This is a genomic window from Liquorilactobacillus sp. (genome assembly GCF_047719775.1).
Taxonomy (GTDB): domain Bacteria; phylum Bacillota; class Bacilli; order Lactobacillales; family Lactobacillaceae; genus Liquorilactobacillus.
In genome coordinates this window covers 53364-78794 of the sequence record NZ_JBDNTS010000003.1, presented here as the reverse complement: position 1 = coordinate 78794, position 25431 = coordinate 53364, and the positions used below count along the sequence as shown (strand labels likewise).

Here is a 25431-nt window from a genome sequence, read left to right as displayed (position 1 = left end):
GTCTTTCAAATCACCTATCTTAAAAAGTTATCAAGAATTTGATTTTTAGATTCTTGAACACTATCCATAATACTTTCTTCAGTTGAAATTTCACTTTCTAATGATGAAATTTTATTTATAACTTCTTTTTGATTATTAAATACTGGCAACTGCGTATTGTAAAGGTCACGACTATAAAGTCTCTTAATAGTTGAACCATCAGAAGATGTCCAATTTATATATGGTAAAACTTTTGCTAGATACTCGTTGCTTACTAGTTTTTCATCATTTTCTATCCATACTATATTGCTATCTTGAAAATATGCATCTTCACCGTCATAAACAAAAGTTTTGCCAATTGTTCCTGATGCAGAAATCAAGACATCACCTTTTTTGGGGAATGGATATTTGGTTCTATATTCTTCATATTTTTCTCTAGTAATAAATGCATCCGGAGCCTTTCCAAGCGTACCAATTTTATAAAAAGGGACATCTCCCGATGAAGTAGTTTCTTTCGCATAAATTCGTTTACACATCTGCATCTCGCCAACTTTTCCAAGGCTAATCCACGCACCTCTTAGTATATCAAGGCTTTGGAAGATTTCTGATATTTGTTTTCTGTAATCTTCAATCTTCATGCGAGAAGTTTCATATTTTTCATCCAGTTTTTCAACTGATTCAATTATTTTCTTCTGAACATCATCTGGAACTTGCGGGATAGGTATTTTCGATACATCTTTTGGATAAACATGAGGTTGAGCAGCACCCCTTGCCAATTCAAAAATCAAGTTCTGTCGCGACTTCAAGAAATTATAAATATATTGCGTCTCCTGTTTATTATCAGTTTGAACAGTTATAGTATCACTTGCAAAAATTGGTTCATCCCAATAATTAACAAAGCCTGCATTTGCGCCTGAGGCAGAAATTGTAATAATCTCCGCAGAACGATTAGCAGTGTCATGAGTATATGCATAATCAATACCACCCGCAACAACTTTTATATTTCCTTCTTTTGTTTGAGCTTGTGTAATTGTAGTTCCTTTTTGAACATTTGCAATCTTTCCCAATTTTTCTAACGGATATTTACTGATGATTTTAATTTTTTTATCAGAAGTTGTTTTAATTTGAGTATCAAAGCTAGTTCGAGTAAAATCTAGCATATCAACCAAAGTAGAAGTATTTGCAAAGTTATCAAGTGAAGTTGGAATTACATTCAATTCCCCATTAAAATTATTCCGTATCACTGAGTTTATTTTATCTTCATCCATTAGATTATTCGGGTTGAACAAAGGAGTTTGAATGTTGTTAATGGCCTGATTTTTAGAAGTCTCCATATCTTCATCAGAAATATTTTTCCCGATGTATTTAATTCCTTCTTGTCCTTTTCTTTTAGACCACTCATAGCCTAAGAATTGTTTCATTCCTGAATTATCCGTTGGAGATTTGACAATTACGACATCTCTAATTTGCGCATTAGCAATAGCAAAATAAGTAGCTTTTTCTTGTTCAATATCTTTTACATAAGATATTTTAGCCCTTTCAAGTTCAGTATCCCTTTCTTCTTTAGAGTATCTCGCTGTTACTTTTTTCTTGGATATCCTTTTGTAATTAGCCGATTTTTCAAAATTCTCAACGTATTCTTCAAATAATTCGTTTTCAAGCAATCTGTCCAAGGTATTATCTTGTAATTCACAATAATCTTCATACTCTATGCCAAGTAGATTACAATAATCTTGAATTACTATTCTATCTTCATCTAGTACATCTGTGTCAGAAAACCATCGTTCCACAGCATACTTATAGTTATCTGATTCTTTTGGTGGATATTGTTTCTTCTGTAGGAATAAAGTAACCGTATTTGTGCCGGTCGAACCAAATGTTTTAGAACCAAACTCTGCGATTGCAATAATATCAAAGTTTTCAATCAACATTTTTCGTGATTTTGAATATAAGTTACCATTTGATAATACCGAACTAGGAACAATGATGCCTGCAACACCTTGCGATTTCAGCAATTGCTTAGCTCGTTCTAAGAAGAACAATTCAATACTATTATTTGTATCAATCTTATCGACGAATTTATTCAGTTCATAATTCGCTCGTTGCCTTTCAGTAAGTGTTCCTAAAAAGCCCTTAACTGAATAAGGCGGATTTGCCACAATAACAGAATAACTATTATTGTTTACTCCCTCGTGCTCAACTAGAGCATCGCCATAAACAATATTAATATCATCTTGACCGTACATAAACGCTGAAACCTTTGAAACTTTTGAAAGGCGATATTCTTTTTCAATTCCGTATATTTCAGAATAATAATCAGGTAACTTTTCTGAAGTAACAAATTTTTTGATTTCTTCTGCATATTCATTTAAGAAGTGCCCTGAACCACTAGCATAATCAATTACTTTGGGAATATCCGTACTATTATTGATTTTTTCAAGCGGTAAACTAGAAACAATAAACTTGACTATCGGTAGTGGTGTAAAAAACTGTCCTTCTGATTGTTTGACACCATTATCAAGAAAACCTTCGAACAAGTCACTCAAGAATTGATTTTGTTCTTTTGTTTTCAACTTCATATCCTGTAACATTTGAACAATTTCAACTAGGATTTTTGAGTTTTGATAGAAAAGCTGTTCATTATAAACGTCTAAAAAAGTAAAATCATTATTTGAAAAATACTTCAACTCTTTAAAGTATTTCAAAATAGCTTCCTTAGCCGCATCTTTTTTAAGTCTAAAGGAATCAACTACATCTTTTTCTGAAACATATGAGACTTTCTCATCAAGGAATTTTCCCATACCAACTTGATACAATTTTTGCAGGCGATCAACTAATTCAAAATATGTGTCCTGTGCGACACCTTTCCAATTGAACTGTAGATCATCAGAATTTTGTTGCTCATCAACAATTTTAGCTAAGAATAAATTAACTAGTTTATCAAAGGCATTTTCACGCCCACCAACATTATACTTACGAAGGATAGTCGCAAATTGGTTATACTTTTTCCGAACTTCATCATGTGTAATTTTATTCAAATCATCAGTTGATGATTTTGGTTTACCAAAAGTAAATGGCGCAATATTTTCTTCAAGAACACCATTTGTGACATAATCTTGCTGATATGTATCCCGCCAAATTTCAAATTTGTCGTTTCCACCCTTAGCGTCCTTATACCCTCTAGGATTATCTAAAGTTGACAAAAAATCTTCATTATCATTTAAGCTTACTGCGTGGTAAACTCTTTCGATAGATTCATTTATAACTCTTGAAGAATATAAAACAAGTACTTGTGCCTTGTTATCTTGTTTTTCATAGGAAAATAGTTGTCCACCATCTCTAGCAGTGTTACTCCATTCTTTTTCAAACTCACCGCCATACGTTTTGGCTTCGATAATAAAAAATGGATTACCTTCATTATTATCAACCGTAATATCTGCGTTACCAGATTTTGTATCGTGTCCAAGTTTATAACCCTTTTCAATTGAAATTTGATTAGGTTGATAACCTTGCTTTAACAAGCCAATAATTGCTTCAAGTACTACAAAATTTTCCGGGCTTGAAAGATTTGTTGTTGTATTTCTACCTATTTCTTTTAATTGCGGGTAGTTAATATTTTTATCAGTTGCATCTAAATCAATGCTTATTGTATTGCCTTTAATCGTCAGTTCATTATTTTCATCAAAGCCCAAAGCATTGAGCCATGGTTTAATATCCGCCATTGAGTTTTATCCTCCAAATAGTTTTATTATCAGTTATTAGTACTATGTTAAATTTATATATTCATTTTACATACAAAATTCACTATTAATTATACCATTAACAACACCTATAAGCACTAGGTACCATCTATCTTAATACGCAAAAGGGGCTGTGCCATAAGTCCTTCAAAATAGAAGAGATTATAAAACAGTTATGATTGGTGCCCTTCGCCACCAATTTTCTAATATTCATTGCCATCAAGGCAATTCCAGCTTTTCTTTTTACCTTTTCAAGACCTCTAACAGAAAATCTTTTAAAACCCAAACAAGCCTTCAATCCACCAAAAACTGATTCGGCATCTATTTTACATCGTCCGTAAATTGAACCAGTTTGGTGATTTGAAAGCAACTTGCGTTCCTTGGCTTTGAAATATTCCCATGCGCCATTGATATTTATTTTACGAGGATTTCCGTTTTTAGTGAAAGCTCGGTGATCAACTTGAAAATCCCTATCATATTTGTTTGCCTTATACTCTTTAAATTCACGTACAAATCTGTACTTGTCTTTGCGCTTACGGTAAGCATAAAAACTAAATCTAACTCCTTGTGGATCAATAAAATAATCGTCTTTAGGATGATATGCCCAATTCATGACCTTGCGGTCGTCACTTTGCCATTTGCGACCATTTTCTTTCAGCATTGTTCCATATGGAATTAACGCTGTATGTTCAGATAACTCATCTTCAAGGTATCGATAATTTGTTTCTGAACCGTATCCTGCATCAGCCACAATATACTTACCTAAAGTTCCAGCTGATTTTTGCTGCTGTAAAAAGGGAATTAATATTTTGGTATCTCCTGGATTTTGAAAAATATCAAAGGCAGTTACAAATTGTTTACTCGTGGCAATCTGTAGATTATAAGCTGGTTTTAGCTGCCCATTGAGCATTGAATCTTCTTTAACACGCATAAAAGTTGCATCATGATCTGTTTTCGAATAACTATTTCGTTTACCATACAGCTTGTATTTTATGTTCTAATAACTTAGTTTGGCGTAACCCAAGTTTTCTTTTTAACGATTTCAGTTTTCGACGTTTAGACTTGTCTGGATTTGGAGAAGTGTACTCTTTTTCAATTTTTTTATTCAGATCCTTCAAATTATTCTCTAATCGCAAGATAATTTTATCAAGCATTTCCTATGAAAAAGAATTTCGATTCCGTCATCAGTTGTCATACCTAATGCATGCTTAGTTTCATAAACCATAGTAACCTTCCCATCAATTGGGGCAAAGAGTTTACCCTCTTTTGGAATAATTGCAATCCCCTCACCCAAAATTCCGCTAGAAAATACACTATCACCAACTTGAGAAACTGGTTCAATCTTACCAATAACCGGAGCAGTCAATTTAACTGCACCAATCTTATGCATTTTTATCTTTTCTTCAGCAACTTCAATTGTCTCTGAACGATCCTTCCAAGTAATTAGTCCAATTACAAAGGAAATAATCATGGTAACTGCCATACCAACAAAGGCCCATAATAGATTGCTATTATCAGTTTTAGAAGTAAACATGGTCATACTTGCAATACCTGGGCCTACAGCAACAAATGCTTTAACTCCGAAGAAGCCCACTAGACCACCTCCAATAGCACCAGCAGCCATTACACTTCCTAGAGCACGTTTATTTTGTAGCGTAATCCCATAAAGAGCCGGTTCAGTAATACCAAAAAATGCTGAGATAGTTGCTGAGATAGCAGTTGCACGAATAGTTTTATCCTTAGTTCGTAGTGCAACTGCAAAACAAACACCACTTTCAGCAAAGTTATGCCCAATCGAAGCTGGGAGATAAAGTGGTTCACCAGCAGTCGTAGAAACTTGGGCAACCGCATACGGTATGAATGCTTTGTGCATTCCTAATGAAACTAGGAGCGGTAACAATCCTGCTAGCAATGCAGTAGCAACAAATCCAAAATAGCTATAAAAGAAAAAGATAATTTTAGTAAATCCTTCTCCAAAAATATAGCCCGCCGGACCGAGAAAGAGTAATGTGATAGGAACTGTTATTGTAAGAGCGACCAGTGGCACAAAGAATATACGAATAGCTTTAGGTGAATATTTGGTCAATATACGCTCAAGGATAGAATATAGTAGCACACATAAAATTGCAGGAAAAACTTGTGACGCATAAGTAATATTGGTAATACCCATTCCCAAAAATGTTGCACCCTTAGTTAAGGCAGTAGTCATATCAGGTAATAATAATGCTGCGACTGCCGACATTGCGACAACAGGATTAACATTTAATTTTTGTGCAGTTGTAAATCCCACTAGTAATGGTAAAAATATCAACGGAGCAGAACCAATTAAATTCAAAATACTATAGGTACTACTCGTAGCACTCATCCAACCAAATGATGAAAAAAGTAATAAAATTGATTTGAGCATTCCACCACCAGCAATGGCTGGAATTAGTGGTTGAAAAACACCTATTAAAAAATCAAGAAAGACTGCACCTGGTTTCATTTTCTGTTTTTGGGAAATTTTCGGACTGTCACCAAGGTCGCCTAACTCCGCTTGAACTGCATCAAACATTTCCACAACATTGTTACCAACGATTACTTGGCATTGTCCAGCTGCAATTATTGCCCCCATAACACCCGTAACTTTTTTTAATTCGTTCAAATCTACCTTGTCAAAATCACTCAAGGTAAAGCGGAGTCGTGTCGAGCAGTGTATAACTTTAATTATATTTTCTTTTGTGCCTACAAGGCTAATAATATCCTTGGCACTAGATTTATAATCAATCATGTTTAAACCTCCATCTATTTGTAGTTAACAAGTCGGACCGGGCCCAAACCAGTTTACAAACAAAAAGCAGAACCCAAAAACGCCATTAAATGGTGTCTTCGGATCCTGCCTGCATTACCAGTTACATGTCCAAAACTTATCTATAGTAGGAGTATAACCTTTTATTGTATGCGCTGTCAATAAAAAATAATCTCACCACTTATATTTTAAAATGTAATATTTATCATCTTGTGGGAATCAATTAAATCGTTTGGGGTTCAAAGCTATTATCTTTTACCTTTTCCTAATAACCCAAAAGCACTAAAAAGCCTACCAAATATAAGGTAGGCTTTTTAGATAGGAAACATTATCCCTACTCACTCTAAAAAAATCAAAATTATATTACAAGATACTGTTTTATTGGTAATTGCAAACTAAATTAGTTATATACTTTATTCCCCACGCAAGCTTATCTTCAGTGGTGTTAACCCGCAACATCACTAGCTTTCTATATTTCAACTGCCGTTTTGGCTAGTCTTAGTTGTTTGTACTTAACCGCCTGATTTACCCACGAGCCGCACCTGATTTTGGCTTGCCGTCTCGATCGTGATGTTGCCAGCAATACACATTAAGTCAGACTAGGCATCATTGAGCAAACTGTCTCCAAGATAGAACGCGGCGTATTCACCCCTCGCAGATACAATCATGCAGGCCTGTGACGCACTCAACGTCACCCCAAACAATTGATGACCAATAATCTGGAAATGCAACGGTGGCAATCTGAGCAACTTGAGCATCAAAAACACTCTATTAACGGCCTGGCTGACCAGATCAGTACCGTGTAGAATACCTTCGCCAAGGATGACATCATCCAAATGTACGCCTGGTGAAACGATGATATGAGAGAGATTGCAGAATGGCTGAATAGACGGCACTTGAACCAATATCTGGCAAAAATGCAAACTGAGGTTAGAGCAACGATTATTAATAATACTAAGATCTAAACTAGATTACTCCTTTTTGAATTAAGAGTATTTCTTTATTGAAGTTCAGGGACAGCACGAAACTCGTTGAATCCTAAGATTGAAAATGGATATTCTTTGAATTGAGATCGGACAATTTTATTCGCCACAAAATAAGGTCTAACCGTAAAGTGACCATTAAAACCGATGTTATGCATAATGTCATCTACATGTGCTTCAAAGTAATTAACTCGTTTCAAAAATTTCTCGCCTTTCGCCGTCTTATCAAGGAAGTATTCACTCTGACTCTCAATATTCTCGGAAGCAGTTTGATCCAAGCGTAAATATTTCACTTCGACAATCCAGACCTCATGTCTTTGAGGGGCGATGGCAATCACATCATAATCTCCTAGATTCCGAGGATGTCTGCCTTTTTTATCAAGCTTATATAATTCTTTATTTACATGCGTAATAAATCGATTTGGCAAGAACAGTGATGCAATATTTTGAACAATTATATTTTCATACTCTTTTTTCCATCTATCAAGCACTCGCTTCGAGCTAGCCATGTTCAACTGGTAGGGTAGTGTGAAATTGTAAGCACCAACGGACCAGTTGGACAGTGTGTTGTTTAGATTTACGGGTTCATAAACAATCTTATTATTAAAAAACACTATTGGTTTTGCTACGTACTTATTTGAACGTCGCTTTTTCTCCCATGTTGGAATTAGGCCTGATCCATCAGTTAACGAAGAGGAATCTAAACATAGAAATTTGATAACTTGATAAAAGTTTTCAATACTTAAAGTTGTTTGTAAATCAAATTCCATCGCCAGTTCATCCATTGGTGCTTCAACAACATTTCCAATGACAGTTACTTTGTGCCTACGCTTGAGCTCTTTCACGATTCCATAACATGCTAAGAATTGGAGAACACTTACCATCACATTGAAGTTAATTCCAGTATCAGTTTGGAAGGCTACTTTAAATTCTTTGAAGTATTTCGAGTCCAAAGTCTCATCACGATTATCAAAATCTCCAAATTTATAACGTGCTTGAGTAATCTGCGTTCCGATTAAATCTGCATGTGTTGTCGGTATTAAATCAACCACTCCATTGTCCTGGATACTGACAGTAACCCAGTTCTCGGCCCCCGATTTAACTTGATCATCAACGGATTGAAAGTCAAGAATCCATTTGGCTAAAGCAATCATTTTTTCCTTATCGTTATCAGTAACATTTTGCTCAGATAAGTTGCCGCCATATATGAGTGACGCTTCGATTAAATATTCCATTACCCCTTGATATTGTTTCGCTTCTTCACGTAATTTAATAGTTTCCTTCCTAAATGCAGCCTGACTTTCTTCGGTTAATCGGCTGCCCTCCGAAAAAGACTCAAGCCTTTTTTTATGCAACGAGATTTGGAATACATCAGCCGCGTGCCAATTCATAAAAGCAACAAGTAATGACCGCACGTTAAAAGACCGCAAAAGGTCAACAAGCTTCATCCGTAATTCGGATGAAAACAATCTCAACGGCTCAACTGATTCCACGTCTTTATACTTACCGGCTTTAATCTGTTGCTTGTAAACAACTGAAGCTATTATCTGACGCGCCTCGTGAACCGCAGTAATACTCGGACTGAAGAATTGAATATGAGGATCAATGTAGTATCTCTCTTCTACCGTTGAGATACCACTGGTTCTTCTTGCATGATCATCTTGATGTATCTCCTCTAAAAGAATTTCTTTATCATTCAAATCCGAAACAGTAACAAAATCAATGAGTAAACTATTCTCAAAGGCGCGTTTTTCAGACGCAAGATTGTCTTCTAATATTTTCCCCCACTTAGGGGTTACGAATAGCGTTTCGACAATTCCGCTTGCATTGCGGCCGATACTGTAATAGTTGCTTTCAACGAGAGCACCCATAGATTGCATTTTTGTCAACTTTTTTGAGGAAATAACAATTTTTAAATATCTATAATTCAGTTTTCCAAGTATTTGTTTCTTGTGTTGTTTCAATTCGCGATCGATGATTTCTTCAAATGATTGTATACCAGTTATTAAACCTTCAATCTGTGAGTCTTCCAACATACTCTTGTTTTCGCACAATATGATTGAGTTATCTCGATCAGAGTACACTGTAATGTGCGATTCATTTCCTTTTGAGTTTAATTCTAGATCTGCAGCGCGCTCACTTTTCTCTGGGAAATACCAGTGATGTGGGTTAAGGAACTCTTTTCCCGCGTCATATGGAAATGAACGTGATAATGAAGCAAAGAATTCTATATTCGCATCAGCCTCAATATATGTCGAAACCATCAACGAAAGTGGGGACGCTCCCTCATTTAGAACCTTGTGTTGTTCGTGCCATGTTTGAAATAGACCTGCTACTCCAGACGTCAGCCACATCTTTTCAACATTTAACGATGTCGGATCTGCATAACTCATTAAGAAATCTACTATCTCAGGAATATTAGATGCATAATTTACAATTGCTATAATATCTGTACTGTACATCCAACTTCGCATACCTCTTTCACCGAACGATGATTTGTTGATGTTAGGTGAGAGATCTGTAGCGGTTACCAGCTGATAGAAAATATTAATTCGTTTGGGGACTTCCACATGTGCTTTCAGCTCTATGCTCTGTCTCCCCTTAATTTCCACATCGCGTTCTTTGAGTACTGACTCAATCCGGTGGGTTACAACGTCTGGTTCGTCCGTAACAATTATCACAACGCATCGATCTTTATCGAACAAGACCAATGCATCTTCTAACACGGTATCACCTTTATCATTAGAGATAGTAGCCGAGCAAAGGTATTCTAATACTCCATTTGTATGATTAGTATAATTACTAATAACGCGTTCCTGCAATGTTTGAGCAGTTGCATGCACCAAACTTTCTGTCGGGCATTCCTGCTCAACTTTCTCTTCAAAAACTTCTTTCATCATTGGCAGAAACACCGCTAAATGTAATTGATGAGTAAAAAAGGGATATAATTCATCGTTTATACTTCGATACTGTTCGAAAAACTCGGCAAGTTGGTTAGATTGAAAATCAGAGTAATTAATGCAAACATTTTGATAATATTCCACTGTTGGGCATGACCAATCCGATTCAAACTTGTCATTGAGACTTGTGTTTCCATACAATATATTCAGTAATTTATTTTCGTACTCTAAGATACCTGTCCATATATTAGAAAATTGATTATCCGAAGATGCTAGTTGATCGACAATATAACAGCTTTCATAGGTGTCTTCAGAACCATTTCCAATAAATACTTGATAGTATTTATGATTCTTATCCGAATAGAATTTAACTTCTCCGACGTCCACCGAAAAAGGCTCGGGTGGAAATGTACCCTTTGTATACTGATCCTTTACATCCTGATAAAAACAAACAAAATCCCGGTAATTTTCAATCTTCTGATGACCGTATACTTGAGTTTGTTCATACGCGATGAAGTCCCGATTCAATTGATCAACAACTCCCAGATATCGACGGTTAACTGGCCACGAAGTTAAGGCAAATACGGCAGCTCCAAGCGATCTTATCTCATATTTTTCAAGTCGTAGTTTTGACACCTTATTCTCCTCCTTGTGTAACTTACCACTTCATGAATTCATTCCAAATATTTTCAAATTTTCAACGTTTTAAAACTATCTCATCAGCAAGCATACCATAATTCATCGTTTTACAGAACAAGCATTTGTAAGACGAAGAGCCAGCCCAGATTTCTCCGGACTGGCTCTTCTTTTTCTGGTAGAAAATCACTTCAATTCTACCTATTTCAACTCGTTTCACTCAATCGAAAGCGCCGTTAAATCAAGCTTTTCGTCTCAAATGTCACCTGCACATTATTCCCACACAAACGTATCTCCAGCGGCGCTAACCCGCCCCACAAGTGCGAGTAGTGCTTGAGTGTAATCTCAGGTGATAAATGCCCTAAGCACTTGGGCAACACCAACACCGAGACGTTGAACTCATTGATGAAATACAACACAGTTCCTTCGTTGACGCGCAGTCAGGAAATACAGCCACAACATCACGAAGTTCAGGTGCCCATAGATGTCATCAATACAGATTTGAGCAATAACTTGTTCAAACTCGGCTTTCGTCCAGAACGGTACACTACTTTTGGCCTTAGGAATCGCCTTGACTCGCTTCGACACATTGCTGGATATATACTGCATCTGCAGCGCGGAAGTAGTCCATACTGTCCTCGTTGCCTTGCAAAAAATCAAAGTTGCTACTCATTAGTTACCCTCCAGTACAATTTAAGTACCCCGTTTTCATCGCTTAATACAATCGAACTCGGTACTAATTAAGGGCATTCCAAAGTTCAGCCACTGAAACATACTCAGTTGAAGACGGGAGAGTATTCTTTGCACTCCTTACATCTTGGTCAGAAAAATAATAATATCTGTATGTAACACCTTCACGGTCTGTGAAGACATGACTATCATTTTCCGGAGACAACCCAATTATCGATATTTCGCCAGAAAATCTTTCGTAATTCTCGATTGCAAGCATAGACTGAAACGAAAGTGTCGGATCATCATCTATCTTCTGCTGCGCCTCCAACGCAAGTCGTTTCTCTCTTAAATCAACTCCACTATCAGGAACTTGTAAAATATCGGCTTTTGTCAGACGCGAAAGATTATTCATGTTGGCAAGAGTCTGATATTTGAGTTCACCAGAGTAACCCATCAACGCAGTTGAATGAAGATACTCATACCCTGGCTTATTGGCTAGCTTATTTGCATCAAACTGCTTGTCACTGAGCGAATTTCTTAAGCTGTGAGGATCATACAACTGATTCAATACGTCAAATTGTCCATGAATGTGATGTACAGTATTGCTATATATATTATCAAGGTTCAAATCATAGTTGGTGGTAAACACAGCATCAAAAGCATTCACAAATTGAATGAATGCTGGGGAATACCGACTAAACAATCGATTGACTTTCCCATGATTATAAATTCCAATCAGTAACATATCTTGTATACACTCTAATGCTTCGTTCTCCTGACCAAGGCTGAAAGTATCTCTGTCATCAGGTAATACAGGATATTTTCTTCGCGAAGAGTATATTAAGTGTGCCACAAACAAATAATCCTCAAGCCCAATATCACCCATATCATGCAACGTTCTACTGGAATAAACAGATTTAAATCGTTTAAGCAAAGAGTCGTTCTGAACATCATCAGTGTCATCATAAGCACCTGATAGAACTTCCGGAATTAGTGTGTAAAGTTTAGAAAAAAAGGCGAGTGTCTCCCGCGGTACCACATCATAAACTTTATGGTCTTGGCGCAACGTATTGAATCCACGCCGAATAATCTTGGCATTAGAATAATCTTTACCGCCAAATTTTATATTTAGACCATTTCCGAAAATTACCGCATTCTTCATCCGTTGCTCCTTTAATTGGTGCTACCTATTTCTATTCTACTACTCAAACGCACGACAATCTGCAACATTGCATTCCAACTGCAACATATTATTACTAAAAAATCCCCGCCAACTCAGTCCTCAATCGGCCCAAACTTGGTGGGGATTCTGGTTTCAATTACATATACCTTTTATTCCCACTCTATCGTTGCCGGTGGCTTCGACGTAATATCGTACACTATGCGGTTAACGTGATCGACTTCGTTAACGATTCGAACTGAGATTGCTTGCAAGACATCCCATGGAATCTTAGCAAAATCAGCAGTCATCCCATCAATCGAAGTAACTGCACGAATTCCAACCGTATAATCGTAAGTCCGACCGTCACCCATGACACCGACACTACGGATACCAGGAAGTACCGTGAAGTACTGCCAGATTTCCCTTTCAAGACCATGATTAGCGATTTCTTCACGTAGAATCAAGTCACTATCACGAACAATTTTAAGTTTTTCTTCTGTAATTTCACCAATCACTCGAATTCCAAGACCAGGTCCTGGGAATGGTTGACGCCAGACAAGGTCAGATGACATTCCAAGTCTTTCACCTAATTCACGAACTTCATCCTTGAATAATGTCCTCAAAGGCTCAATTAACTGGAATTGAACATCTTCTGGCAGGCCACCAACATTGTGATGCGACTTGATTGTTTGTGCTGTATCTGTTCCCGATTCAATTACATCGGTATAAAGTGTTCCTTGTGCTAAATAATCAATTCCATCTAACTTAGCAGCCTCATCATCAAAGACACGAATAAATTCGTTACCAATGATCTTACGTTTCTTTTCAGGATCAGAAACACCAGCCAATTTATCCATGAAACGCTTTTTAGCATCTACTTGAATAATGTTCAGCCCAAATTTTCCTTCAAGACTTGCCATAACCTGCTCAACTTCACCCTTACGCAACAAGCCATGATCTACGAAGATACTTGTCAACTGCGTTCCAATTGCTTTATGCAACAAGACACCCACAACTGACGAATCAACCCCACCTGATAAACCAAGCAAAACCTTCTTATCACCAACAGTTTCACGAATTTTGTCAATCTGCATATCAATGAAATCATCCATTGACCAGTTGTCACGTGCCTTACAGATATCAAAGGCAAAATGACGCAAAATATCATTACCGTGTTCTGTGTTACGTACTTCTGGGTGGAACTGTAAACCATAGAACTTCTTCTCATCATTTGACATTGCAGAGATTGGACAATTAGCACTTGTCGCAGCAATTCTGAATCCTTCAGGGACACTTGTTACTAAGTCGCCATGGCTCATCCAAACCGTCTGCGTAGCTGGTAATTCCTTGAACATTGGTTCATCAGCGGATGCTACATGAATATCAGCCTTGCCATATTCCTTGTTATCAGCACTTTCCACCTTACCATTAAGCTCATTTGCCATTAACTGCATCCCATAACAAATTCCTAAAACAGGGATTCCGAGTTCAAAAATCTCAGGATCCACATGGAAAGCATTCTCATCATAAACACTATTAGGACCACCAGAGAAAATAATTCCCTTGGGTGCCATTTTCTTAATCTCAGCAGCTGTCAGGTTATGTGATAGCAATTCTGAATAGATACCGAACTCACGAATTCGGCGGGTAATCAATTGATTATACTGGCTTCCAAAGTCAAGCACAATAATCTTGTCAAAAGCCTGCATGTCAACATTAGTCAAGAAGGTTCACCTCGTCTTCAAATTTTGGAGCATTTACTACTTTTATTCTACCGATTAGAGCTTTAAGGGTCAAATCAATTTCACGCAATTTCCAGTAAATTCCGGACAATTTTTAGTATTTTCTAATACTTACGCAAAAAAAGTTCGTTTACTAGATGATTTTGCATTTTATGTAAGATTAAATCTGCGCGATTTCTTGTTGGCAATATATATTCACGCAAATTTGGCCTGTTAATTGTGAGCCAGACCTCTCTTGCCATTCTGGTTGCCTTAGTTCGATCCCCAATTGCATACGGATAATAATAATTGGTAGGATCTTGAAATGCAGTATCCAATAATGTTTCAAACCTTTCAAGATACCAGCCTTGAATCAAATCCTCATGCGCATCTACATAGATAGAAAAGTCAAAGAAGTCACTGACATATAGCTGCTGATTACTTGGCAACTGCAGCACATTAATTCCTTCAACAATCAAAATATCGGGGTTGTCTACAACATCAAACTCGTTGGGAACTATATCATAGACCTTATGAGAATACCTAGGCGCCTTAGCTGGCAACCCATTCTTCACGTCGTTAGTAAATGTCAGCAACCGTCCCATATCATAACTTTCAGGAAAGCCCTTGCGCTGCATTATCTGGCGTCTCTTCAATTCCTTATTCGGATATAAAAAGCCATCAGTTGTAATTAATTGCACCTTTTTCTCTGGATATGTCGTACTTAAAAGGGTTTGCAGCAACCTGGCAGTTGTACTCTTGCCCACTGCAACACTTCCTGCGATTCCTAGAATAAACGGAACTTTGTGTGCTTCAATCCCTAAAAACTCTGCCTGCTGCTTCATCAGCTCTTGCCGTGATTTCATATGGATTCCTAACAAATGCACCAATGGCTGATAAATATCTTGCACATCAGCTAATGAGATACGGTCATTGACAGATTTAATCCGTGATAATTCTTCTAAGGATAAGGAGACTTGATATTTTTGGTATAGGTTCCGCCATTCATCACGTGGAATCTTGTAATAATTCATCTGATTATACATTGCTACTCCTACATTGTAATTAAATTAAGATTATTATAGCATTTTACCGGTTTGAATATTAGGCTTTATTTATAAGAGTGTGATTCAAGTCGGGAGATTTCAAGTACTAGCGAAGAATTACGAACATAGCCCGGTTTTGGCTATGAGTAATTACGTAATTATAGATATAAAATCAGATACGCAAATCGCGTGTTGTGTCTGATTTATCAATATCAAACATGAAGTAGTTTATATCACCACGGTACTTAGCAATTGAATACTCTATCTTTTGCCCATTTGTATCTCCAGTAGTGTGAAAATAAAAAAGAGGTTCAGCAATCTTGACATTGAGTAGCGTACTTGTGGTTTCACCAGCAGCAATTACTTCCAATTTGCGACGAACATGAGTAATAGGATAACCACATTTTGCCAATTCATCATAGAGAGAATGTTTTGTAAAGTCAATCTTATCAAAATTATTCAAGAGTTCATAAGGAAGAAAAGTAGTAACAAGGACTACAGGTTCAGTCCCTGCAAAACGCAGACGAACTAATTTATACACCAAGCTGTCCGCATCAAGGCCGAGTTTTTCAGCAACTTCCGGCGTTGGATTTTCATTGCGGAAAACAATAACTTGAGTTTTAGCTGTTAGTCCTTTAGATTGCATCTCACTGTCATAACTTTCAATAACGTGGGTAAATTCTTGACTAATTTTATTTTGACGTACCCTGGTACCACGATGACGTTTTTTCTCGAGAAGTCCCTCGTTTACAAGATTTTGAATAGCTTGTCGAATAGTAGGTCTACTAACATTATATTGGGACACTAGAATCATTTCTTTAGGAATAATGCTGTCTTTAGGGTAGATCCCAGAAATAATTTTTTTCTTAATATCATCTTCAATAAACTTGTACTTAGGTACTGCCATGAGCCACCGTCCTTTTACGTTCTGTGAGTATAGTATTATAGAACTTTTTTAACAATCTCCACTAGCCTTTTTATGTCCGTGATCTTAATACTAATATTTACTTTTAGGGGTGGGTCAAAGCTTAACTTTTGAGCCACCTCCTCTATTTATTCCGTATAAACATGTTCCATAAGTCAAAATGCTCCGTCTAACTTCGAATTACTCATAGCAAAGTACCCGCTATGTTCGCAATTTCGAGTTAGTACTCAAATTTTCCCGACTTATGTTACAACTCCATTGTTTTTACACCATCATCATTCATTCTCTTCTTCAAAGCATTGATGATTTCAATACCTGAACTGGTACCAATACGACAGGCACCAGCTTTAATCATCGCAAGAAAATCGTCCGAGTTCCGAACACCTCCAGCCGCTTTAACATATACACTTGAACCAACAATTTCTTTCATAAGTTGAACGTCTTCTACAGTAGCACCACTCGGACCAAATCCGGTAGCAGTTTTGATAAAATCAGGGCGAACTCGCTTGGCAATAAGTGCAACTTGTTTAATCTCGAACTTTGTAAGATACGGATTTTCAAAAATAACCTTGCAAAGAACCTCTTCATCATGACAAATCTTAACAATTCTAGTCATCTCATCCTCAATATAGTCATAATTTTTTTCTTTTAACTCAGTGATATTAATAACATAGTCAATTTCATTAGCACCATTAGCGATGGCATTCTTGGTTTCAAATTCCTTAGCTTCAATTGTCGTTTGCCCGAGAGGAAAGGCAATTGCAGCACCAGTATCAATATCTGTTTCTTTCAGCAATTCCGAGCAAAGTTTAGATTGAACTTGATTAATTGCAACCATCTTAAAATGATATTTCTTAGCTTCATTACAAAGTTTTTTCATATCAGCATCTGTTGCATATGCGTGCAAATTTGTATGATCAATCATCTGTGCAAAGTCATTAATAGTATACTCAGACATTTTAATCCCTCCAATTAGGTTATTACATAATGATAATAAAATCATTTGCTATTAAAGTCAACTTTCTTTTCATCTTTTTACAGATGTCCATAAATGTGAGAGACTGCGCTTACATATAATGATTTAAAGCGAGTCTTCATTTTATTAAGTAATCACCTATTATGAAGAAGATAATATCATGAAAATTAATTTATTTTCACACATCGATATAGTCAATGAACTTTTTCCCTCTTATAAACTAGTTGCAGGCACACTGTTCAATTCAACACTGTTCAACCAAATAAGGCAGGCATAAATGAATTTCGCAGATAAAATCAAGCGTGCCTCATACACAGATTTACCAAAGAACTGCTACGAATAGATAATATCAAGAATACTTCCATCAATTGAATACGACCATTCAAAATAACGGTCTGATTATCGCAGAACCTCAATTATTCAGGAAACTGTCTATTAATCTCAGTGCTTACTCACCAATGCATTCACTAAAAAAACAAAAAAACACCAGAAAGTGAAGTCAGGCACTTAAAAAAAGACTACCACAAAAGATTAGTTTTGCAGTAGCCCATAATATTAATCGCTAACGCTTAGTCCGTAATCAATTCATAAGAATCGGTAGAAATTCGCTTAAATAAACGTGATAATTCATTTAGCGCAACAACGTTTAGCTGATGCATTGCCCTTGAACAAATTGTATACACTAGCTGACGTTCATCCTCATCGTGATAATTTTGTTCACTAGCATCCCACATTATTACTGCATCAAATTCCAGACCCTTTGCCAAGAAAGCAGGAACGATGATGTTGCCAGCAGCCAGACGTTGATTTTCAGTCTTAATCAATGTGACCTTGACTCCTTGTGCTTGTAAATCAACGGTCAATTGTTGACATTGTGCTAAGGTCTTGCCAATAATCGCTGTCGTTAGCTGTGCTTCATCATTTTTTTGCAATTGTTCTGCGACCTTTTGAACCATTTGTTCTGCGTTACTGAATACTTGTAATTCAGGCAATTTACCTTGACGTTCAAAAGCCTCAACAGATGCCCCGCTAAGTAGGACCTGCTTTGTAAATTCAGTGATTTGTTTGGTTGAGCGGTAAGATTTCGTAAGTTGGACAACCTTGATTCCATCTTTAGGGAAGAGTTTACTCATTTCTTCTAATAAAGTATAACTTTCTTTTTTCGTAAATATGGCTTGATTCAAATCGCCCAATACAGTGAAACGCGTTCTTGGAAAGCTCGTCTTCAGACAAGCCAACTGATATGGTGTGTAGTCTTGGATTTCATCAATAAAGACATGCCGAATCTCTAGTTCGCCTCGCTTGCCAGTAATCAAATCATAGAGGTACAGATATGGGCTGACATCCTCCATCAACATTCTTTTCTCTTTAACAGCAGTGATTACACTTCCTATTTTCTTTTTCCATTGTTCCTCAGTAATTCCGGCTTGCTGAATGTCTAACAAGTCGGGAACACTGTTTAGAAAATGAATATATTGAGCATTGATATTCAAGAACCGGTTACGTTGTATATCTCGTTGAATCTGCTTATATTGTCCCATCACATACCGTCTTGTCAAAAAATGCAATTCAGCATCTCCGTCTCCAAGATCACGTGCATGGTCACCATAGAGCTGCGTTAATTCTTCTGGGCTCAACTCTTGAACTGCCTTTTCCACCCATTCTTCCTTGGCAGTCTGATCAATTCGCCTACTAAGTTGTTTCAGCAATCGTTCTTTTGTAGCTTCCAGCCGATTACGCAAATGATAGTTCTCGTTGAAACCATAATAGATTTTCTCAATGTGTTCCTTATCAAAGAAGAGCTCGCCTCTAAAACGAATATCTTTAAAACGCATTCCCTTCTTTTCAAGAAAATTACCATATGTTGTTGTTGCATTGAAGAATTGTAGACCATCCTTTAATCCCTGAATCTTTTTCTCACCAGTTGTCCTAGTCCGTTCAAAACGTTGCTGTAAAGTTTCAACTTTGAGCTTGGGAAGTCGTCGCTGAGCATACTGATAATACGTCATTTGAATCATATTTTGTTCACCCAAATCAGGTAGCACTTGATCAACATAATCATTGAACAATTGATTAGGAGAAAAAAGAATCACTTGGCTTGAAGTCAAGTTACCTCTGAAACGGTACAACAAGTAAGCAATACGCTGTAAGACTGCCGAAGTTTTCCCAGAACCAGCTGCTCCTTGTACAAACAACAATTTGGCCTTGGTCTCACGAATAATTTGATTTTGTTCTTTCTGAATAGTTGTTACAATGCTCTTCATTTTTGTATCTGAAGAATCATCCAACACATCTAAGAGCATCTGATCTCCAACTGCTTCATCAGTATCAAAAACTGTCTGAATTGTGGCATCTTCTACTAAAAATTGACGTTTTAGACTTACATCAACGTTTTGCGCCCCATCTGGCGTCTCGTAGGAAACTTCACCAATTCCCCCATCATAGTAGACACTTGAGATAGGTGCACGCCAATCATAGATTAAGAAGTTATCTGGTCGATCACTAAATGATCCTAAACCAATATAGACAGATTCTTTTTTTAGTTCGCCTTTTTCTTTGAAGTCGATTCTTGCAAAGTACGGTTTCTTTTCTAGTTTTGCTAAAATGTCCAGTCTTCTGGCAGCTAATTTCCAATTATTCTCACGTTCTTGTAAGAGTTGCTGCTGCTGTCTAACTGTCATTGCAGTCTCAAATATTCCTGAATAAGATTCTGTCTTAATTCGCAGATTGTTTGAAAAGTCTTTCTTGATAGCTTGTGAATCTTTTTTTGCGCTTGCAATCTCTTTTTGATGTTTCTTTTGGGCAATCTTAATCTTGCCAACTACAGCATCCATACGCTTTTGTTCTTGAGCCTTAATATCAGAATTCATAGATTTTCCCCCAATTGCCTAAATTCTTGTCATACAATTTTAACACCTTTATCCTCTCCCCACAATTAAGGATATCTAGTATTATTTAAAAAAATATAAATCCTGTGTAAAATACTAGCTTTTAAGTGCAATCTTCGTTAAAATTATCTACAAATTAACTTAAAGGAAGTGATTGTCTTGATTAGCAACATACTCTATTTTCTATCTCATCTCCAACTCTACTTGTTACCGCTAGTTGAGACATTAGGCGGTTGGGTATACATTGCACTCTTCGCAATCGTTTTTATGGAGACTGGACTCGTAGTGTTCGCCTTCCTTCCTGGAGAGTCCCTTGTTTTCTTCGCAAGTACCTTAGCGGCGATTACAGGTTCTTCACTTGATATCAAAATTCTTGTCCCTGTATTCTTCTTTGCTGCCTTGATTGGTGATACAGTCAACTATGAGATTGGCTGCAACCTCCACAGGCTGCCATTTTTTAGAAGGTTCCTTTCTGAAGATAAGCTTGCAAAGGCACAGGCATATTTTGAAAAACACGGGGGAAAGACAGTAATGTTTGGAAGATTCATTCCCTTAATCAGAACTTTTATTCCATTAATTTCAGGAAGTGCTCGCATGAATTACAAGCGTTTTTGTATCTACAATCTCCTTGGGGTACTAATTTGGGTAGTTTTAGGTTCTTCGCTAGGTTACTTCTTTGGCCAATTAAACTTTGTTCAAAATAATTTCTCTGTTATCTTAGTATCTTTCGGGCTGATATCAATCATACCAGGAGTCGCAATCTCACTTTATCGTTTCATCAGAAATAGGCGAGTTGTTTAAAGAAATCTTAAAATAAATTTGTTATAAAAAGAACTTGATTTCGGTTTAATTAATGCCGTAAACAAGTTCTTTTTGTTTACCTGCTTGCAGGAATTCTTCCAACCGCCTTTAAAATTTTGGTACTAATGATAGCTGAGATGCAGTATGTGTTCTCTACCATGAATAATTCAAAGCAAGTTTAGAAAATAATATAACAATCGTAAGAACTTTCATAGTCTCACAATTATCTGTATACTGTTAATATGTGCCAAACTAGTAAATTGGCTATAAATTTAGGAGGAGAAAAAATGGTTTTCACAATTTATTTTGTTCGCCATGGACAAACAATCTTCAATCATTATAATCGAATGCAAGGATGGTGTGATTCACCACTAACTGAAAAAGGAATATCTGATGCACATAAAGCTGGAAAAAGGCTTGCGGTAAAGCATTTCACTAATGTGTATCATAGTGATACTTCACGTGCCAAGAATACCTGCCATATCATTATGGGTGAGAATAACAATTCAAAATCAATCCCAGAACCAACAACGCTTCCACAATTCCGAGAACAAGGTTATGGATATTTTGAAGGCTGTGATTCAAATCAAGCATGGTTGATGGTTGGAGCAAGACATAACTGTCGCTCATTTCCAGAAATAATCTCAAAATACTCAATTGAGGATTCACGTGATTTCATGAAAGAAATTGACCCATTTCACGAAGCAGAAAACAATGATGAATTCTGGACACGCGTCAATTCTGGTTTTGACTATATTCGTAGTCAGCAAAAAGATGGGGATGAAGTATTGGTAGTCAGCCACGGTACAACTATCCGCAGCATTGTTCATCGCTTTGCACCTGACATTGACATCATCTCTCTCAGCCCACAAAATGGTTCTGTAACAAAAATGATTGTTGCAGATGACGCTATTTCAGTTGAATATTTTAATCATTATACCGATGAACAAGACTATTAATATTTTGCTATAAGTAATTCGAAACTAGACGGAGTATTTTGACTTATGAAACACGTTTGTCCGTAATAAAAATAGAGACCAAGCCAAAACTTAACTTTTGACCTTGTCTCTATTTTTCTGTTAATCATAAATTATCACAATAGTCGCGTCAGTATTTTTACCTTACCACCTATTGCTTTACTTCCATTTACACGTGTCTGCTATTCCTCGTAACTAGCAGCACGTTTTTTATATTTGGCAACTTCATCTTCTGAACAACGAACAAAGTGCCCTGGAGTAATTTCATGCATCTTACGCGGCTTATTTTCATCATCAATTTCTTGTGCTGAATCATAAACAATTTGCTTGCGGTTCCTTTCAAATTCTGGATCAGGAATTGGTACAGCTGAGATTAAGCTTGCTGTGTAGTCGTGCAATGGTTTTGTATAAACATCATCAGACGTTCCAACTTCCAAAAGCTTGCCATAATGCATAACTCCAATTCGATCAGAGATGTACTTGACCATTGAAAGGTCATGAGCAATAAAGAGATATGTTAAACCTTGTTTTTCCTGTAAATCCTTCAATAAATTAACAACCTGAGCTTGAATTGAAACATCTAAAGCAGAGATTGGCTCATCAGCAATAATGAACTTAGGCTGCACAGCTAAAGCACGTGCAATTCCAATTCGCTGACGTTGTCCACCTGAAAATTCATGCGGATAACGACTCGAATGATCCTTGTTTAATCCTACTATTTCTAGAAGATCCTCGACCATCTTGCTGCGTTCTGCATCATCCTTAGCCAAATGATGAATATCAATTCCCTCTGCGACAATATCCTTAATCTTCATTCTTGGATTCAATGAGGCATATGGATCTTGAAAAATCATCTGCATTTCTCTTCTGAATGCATGCTCTTCTTGTCGTGTTTTTAATTTATTAATGTCTTGTCCATCAAAAATAATCTCACCATCGGTTGGATCATATAAGTGAATAATACTTCTACCGGCCGTTGTTTTACCAGAACCAGATTCACCCACAAGTCCAAAAGTTTCTCCTTCATAGATATCGAAACTTACATCGTCGACAGCTTTGACCAAATCAGATTTCCCCACATTAAAATATTGTTTGAGGTGCTTAACTTCTAATAGCTTTTTCTTCTTCTCTGACATGGGTCTTCTTCCTTCCTAGGCCTTTACTGACTTATTGACACTCATCTCAGCAAATAGCTTCTGACGACGTATAATCTCGGTTGGTGGAGTTACTTTTGGAGCATCTGGATGTAACAACCAGGTAGCAGCGTAGTGTGTATCTGAAACCTTGAAGAAAGGTGGTTCTTGTTCAACATCAATCTTCATTGCATAAGTACTCCGCGCAGCAAAAGCATCACCCTTTGGCGGATCTAACAAGTCAGGTGGAGTACCCGGAATTGCCTCTAATAATGTACTTGAAAGAGTTGGCATTGAATTCAATAATCCCCATGTATACGGATGCTGTGGATTATAGAAAATTTCATCAACCGTGCCATATTCAACAATCTTGCCTGCATACATTACGGCAACTCTATTAGCCATCCCGGCAACTACACCCAAATCATGTGTGATAAAGATAATCGAAGTCTCGATTTTTGATTGAAGTTCCTTCATCAGGTCAAGAATTTGTGCTTGGATTGTCACATCAAGAGCAGTAGTTGGTTCATCAGCAATCAGTATCTCTGGATAGCAAACCAATGCAATCGCAATAACGATTCGTTGGCGCATACCACCTGAGAATTGATGCGGATATTCATTAATCCGCTTTTCAGGATCAACAATCCCCACAAGCTTTAAAATATCCAATGCCTGTGCCCAAGCTTTCTTCTTCTCCATTTTCTTGTGTTTCATTAGCGGTTCAGCAATCTGCTGTCCGATTTTCATTGTTGGATCTAATGAAGTCATTGGATCTTGGAAAATCATTGCGATATCCTTACCACGGATATTTTGCATCTCTTTTTCAGATTTCTTCAAAATATCCTGACCATGATACATAACTGAACCACCAACAACCTCTGCATTATTTGCAAGTAATCCCATTAGACTCTTTGTTGTAACTGACTTACCTGATCCTGATTCGCCAACTATTGCAAGCGTCTCACCCTTGTCTAGATGAAAGCTCACATCACGGATGGCTTTGACATCGCCAGCATAAGTGTGGAAATTGATTTCCAAGTTCTTCACATCTAAAATTCTCTCAGCCATTTTGCCACCTACCTTCTAGTCTTTGGATCAAATGCATCACGTAGACCATCACCTAATAAGTTAAAGGCAATCATCAATACACACAATACAATTGCTGGATACCACATCTGATATGGTAAGAATTGGAAGTTCTTCTGTCCATCATTAAGCAATACACCAAGTGAAGTCTCTGGCGCACTGATACCAATCCCAATGAAACTCAGGAAGGCTTCAAAGAAGATTGCCGTTGGGATAGTATACATTGTCTGAATAATAATAATACTTGAAAGGTTGGGTACCAAATGTTTCCAAGCTATCTTAGGTGCCGATTCTCCCAGTGACCGCGCAGCCAGCACATATTCTTGCGACTTAAGCTGCAGTGTTTCCGCACGAATCATTCTGGCCATTGTTGTCCAACTTGAAATCGCAATTGCAGCGATAATTGATGTCATCCCTGGTTTTAAAACCAATAACATCAAAACAACAATGACTAGACTTGGAACGGACGAGATGATTTCAATAATACGTTGCATTACATTATCAACTCGTCCCCCTTTCCAACCGGAAATAATCCCATATGCAACACCAATGGTTAAGTCAAAGAATGTGGCCACAAGTGCTACTATCAATGAAACTTTTGTACCATAGATAATTCTTTCAGCAAGTGAGCGTCCTAAGTAATCTGTTCCTAAAACAAAATATTTATCTGAAGAAATATTATTTTGCTTATACTCATCTACCCATTCACCCGCAACTTTTAACTTCCCATTAAAACCATTAATAGGAACACCAGGTATTTTTGCCGGTAAGTTGGCATAGTTTGGTGCTGACTTGACCAATGAGTCATGGTCAATAAAAAACGATGAACCAAAAGCCACAATCAGCATCAAAACAATAATCCATAATGAGATGAATGCACCTTTATTCATTTTCAAACGGCGCCAAGCATCCTGGACGAAGGTTAATGATGGAGCAGCAATTTTTTCGTTGTCTAACTCTTCGGCTTTTGGTAAAGCCTCAAAGCTGTCCGGATTTAATTTAATTTTTTCTTCCATCT

Annotated in this window: 14 protein-coding genes and 2 pseudogenes; 2 read left to right on the top strand and 14 right to left on the bottom strand. The window is 37.1% G+C overall.

The genetic code is table 11. The features are described from left to right. Positions 1-14: 14 nt before the first annotated feature. From ABF682_RS02405 to helD, 11 genes and pseudogenes are all read right to left on the bottom strand, one after another. Positions 15-3701 (bottom strand): restriction endonuclease subunit S, encoded by a 3687-nt coding sequence (locus tag ABF682_RS02405; protein ID WP_415618902.1) that lies wholly within the window; start codon positions 3699-3701, stop codon positions 15-17. Between the two features lie 196 nt (positions 3702-3897). Beyond that, positions 3898-4876: pseudogene (locus ABF682_RS02400) on the bottom strand (transposase); the annotation flags it as partial. Next, positions 4846-6489: a PTS transporter subunit EIIC gene (locus tag ABF682_RS02395; protein ID WP_415618901.1), complete on the bottom strand. Its 1644-nt coding sequence runs from the start codon at positions 6487-6489 to the stop codon at positions 4846-4848. The pseudogene ABF682_RS02400 and the gene ABF682_RS02395, both read right to left, overlap by 31 nt. Positions 6490-7507: 1018 nt before the next feature. Next, the gene (locus tag ABF682_RS02390; RefSeq protein WP_415618900.1) at positions 7508-11026 is read right to left on the bottom strand and encodes a hypothetical protein; all 3519 of its coding nucleotides are present in this window, start codon (positions 11024-11026) and stop codon (positions 7508-7510) included. Positions 11027-11262: 236 nt separating this feature from the next. Continuing rightward, positions 11263-11644, bottom strand: a pseudogene (locus ABF682_RS02385) (hypothetical protein); the annotation flags it as partial. A 118-nt stretch (positions 11645-11762) separates the two neighbouring features. Beyond that, complete coding sequence (locus ABF682_RS02380) at positions 11763-12860, bottom strand: hypothetical protein (protein ID WP_415618899.1); 1098 nt, start codon at positions 12858-12860, stop codon at positions 11763-11765. Positions 12861-13030: 170 nt separating this feature from the next. After that, positions 13031-14569, bottom strand: a complete 1539-nt coding sequence (gene guaA / locus ABF682_RS02375; RefSeq protein ID WP_415618958.1) for a glutamine-hydrolyzing GMP synthase — start codon at positions 14567-14569, stop codon at positions 13031-13033. Between the two features lie 137 nt (positions 14570-14706). Next, positions 14707-15627, bottom strand: coding sequence for a type I pantothenate kinase (gene coaA / locus ABF682_RS02370; protein ID WP_289980768.1), 921 nt, complete (start codon positions 15625-15627; stop codon positions 14707-14709). 172 nt (positions 15628-15799) lie between these two features. Then, positions 15800-16534: a GntR family transcriptional regulator gene (locus ABF682_RS02365; RefSeq protein ID WP_415618898.1), complete on the bottom strand. Its 735-nt coding sequence runs from the start codon at positions 16532-16534 to the stop codon at positions 15800-15802. Positions 16535-16799: 265 nt separating this feature from the next. Continuing rightward, positions 16800-17510: a deoxyribose-phosphate aldolase gene (deoC, locus tag ABF682_RS02360; protein WP_415618897.1), complete on the bottom strand. Its 711-nt coding sequence runs from the start codon at positions 17508-17510 to the stop codon at positions 16800-16802. Between the two features lie 587 nt (positions 17511-18097). Then, complete coding sequence (helD, locus tag ABF682_RS02355) at positions 18098-20398, bottom strand: RNA polymerase recycling motor HelD (RefSeq protein WP_415618896.1); 2301 nt, start codon at positions 20396-20398, stop codon at positions 18098-18100. A gap of 177 nt (positions 20399-20575) precedes the next feature. Between helD and ABF682_RS02350 the strand changes: the two genes are divergently transcribed. After that, entirely contained in the window at positions 20576-21217 is a 642-nt protein-coding gene (locus ABF682_RS02350) for a VTT domain-containing protein (RefSeq protein WP_415618895.1), read from the top strand. A 287-nt stretch (positions 21218-21504) separates the two neighbouring features. Then, entirely contained in the window at positions 21505-22176 is a 672-nt protein-coding gene (locus tag ABF682_RS02345; protein ID WP_415618894.1) for a histidine phosphatase family protein, read from the top strand. Positions 22177-22376: 200 nt separating this feature from the next. On the opposite strand, the gene ABF682_RS02340 is transcribed toward ABF682_RS02345, so the two are convergent. The 3 genes from ABF682_RS02340 to ABF682_RS02330 are packed head-to-tail and all read right to left on the bottom strand — an operon-like array spanning position 22377 to position 25429. Continuing rightward, positions 22377-23330, bottom strand: a complete 954-nt coding sequence (locus ABF682_RS02340) for an ABC transporter ATP-binding protein (RefSeq protein WP_289980747.1) — start codon at positions 23328-23330, stop codon at positions 22377-22379. A gap of 15 nt (positions 23331-23345) precedes the next feature. Next, on the bottom strand, positions 23346-24395 hold the full coding sequence (locus ABF682_RS02335; protein ID WP_289980746.1) for an ABC transporter ATP-binding protein: 1050 nt from the start codon (positions 24393-24395) through the stop codon (positions 23346-23348). 8 nt (positions 24396-24403) lie between these two features. Further along, complete coding sequence (locus ABF682_RS02330; protein WP_289980744.1) at positions 24404-25429, bottom strand: ABC transporter permease; 1026 nt, start codon at positions 25427-25429, stop codon at positions 24404-24406. Positions 25430-25431: the final 2 nt, after the last annotated feature.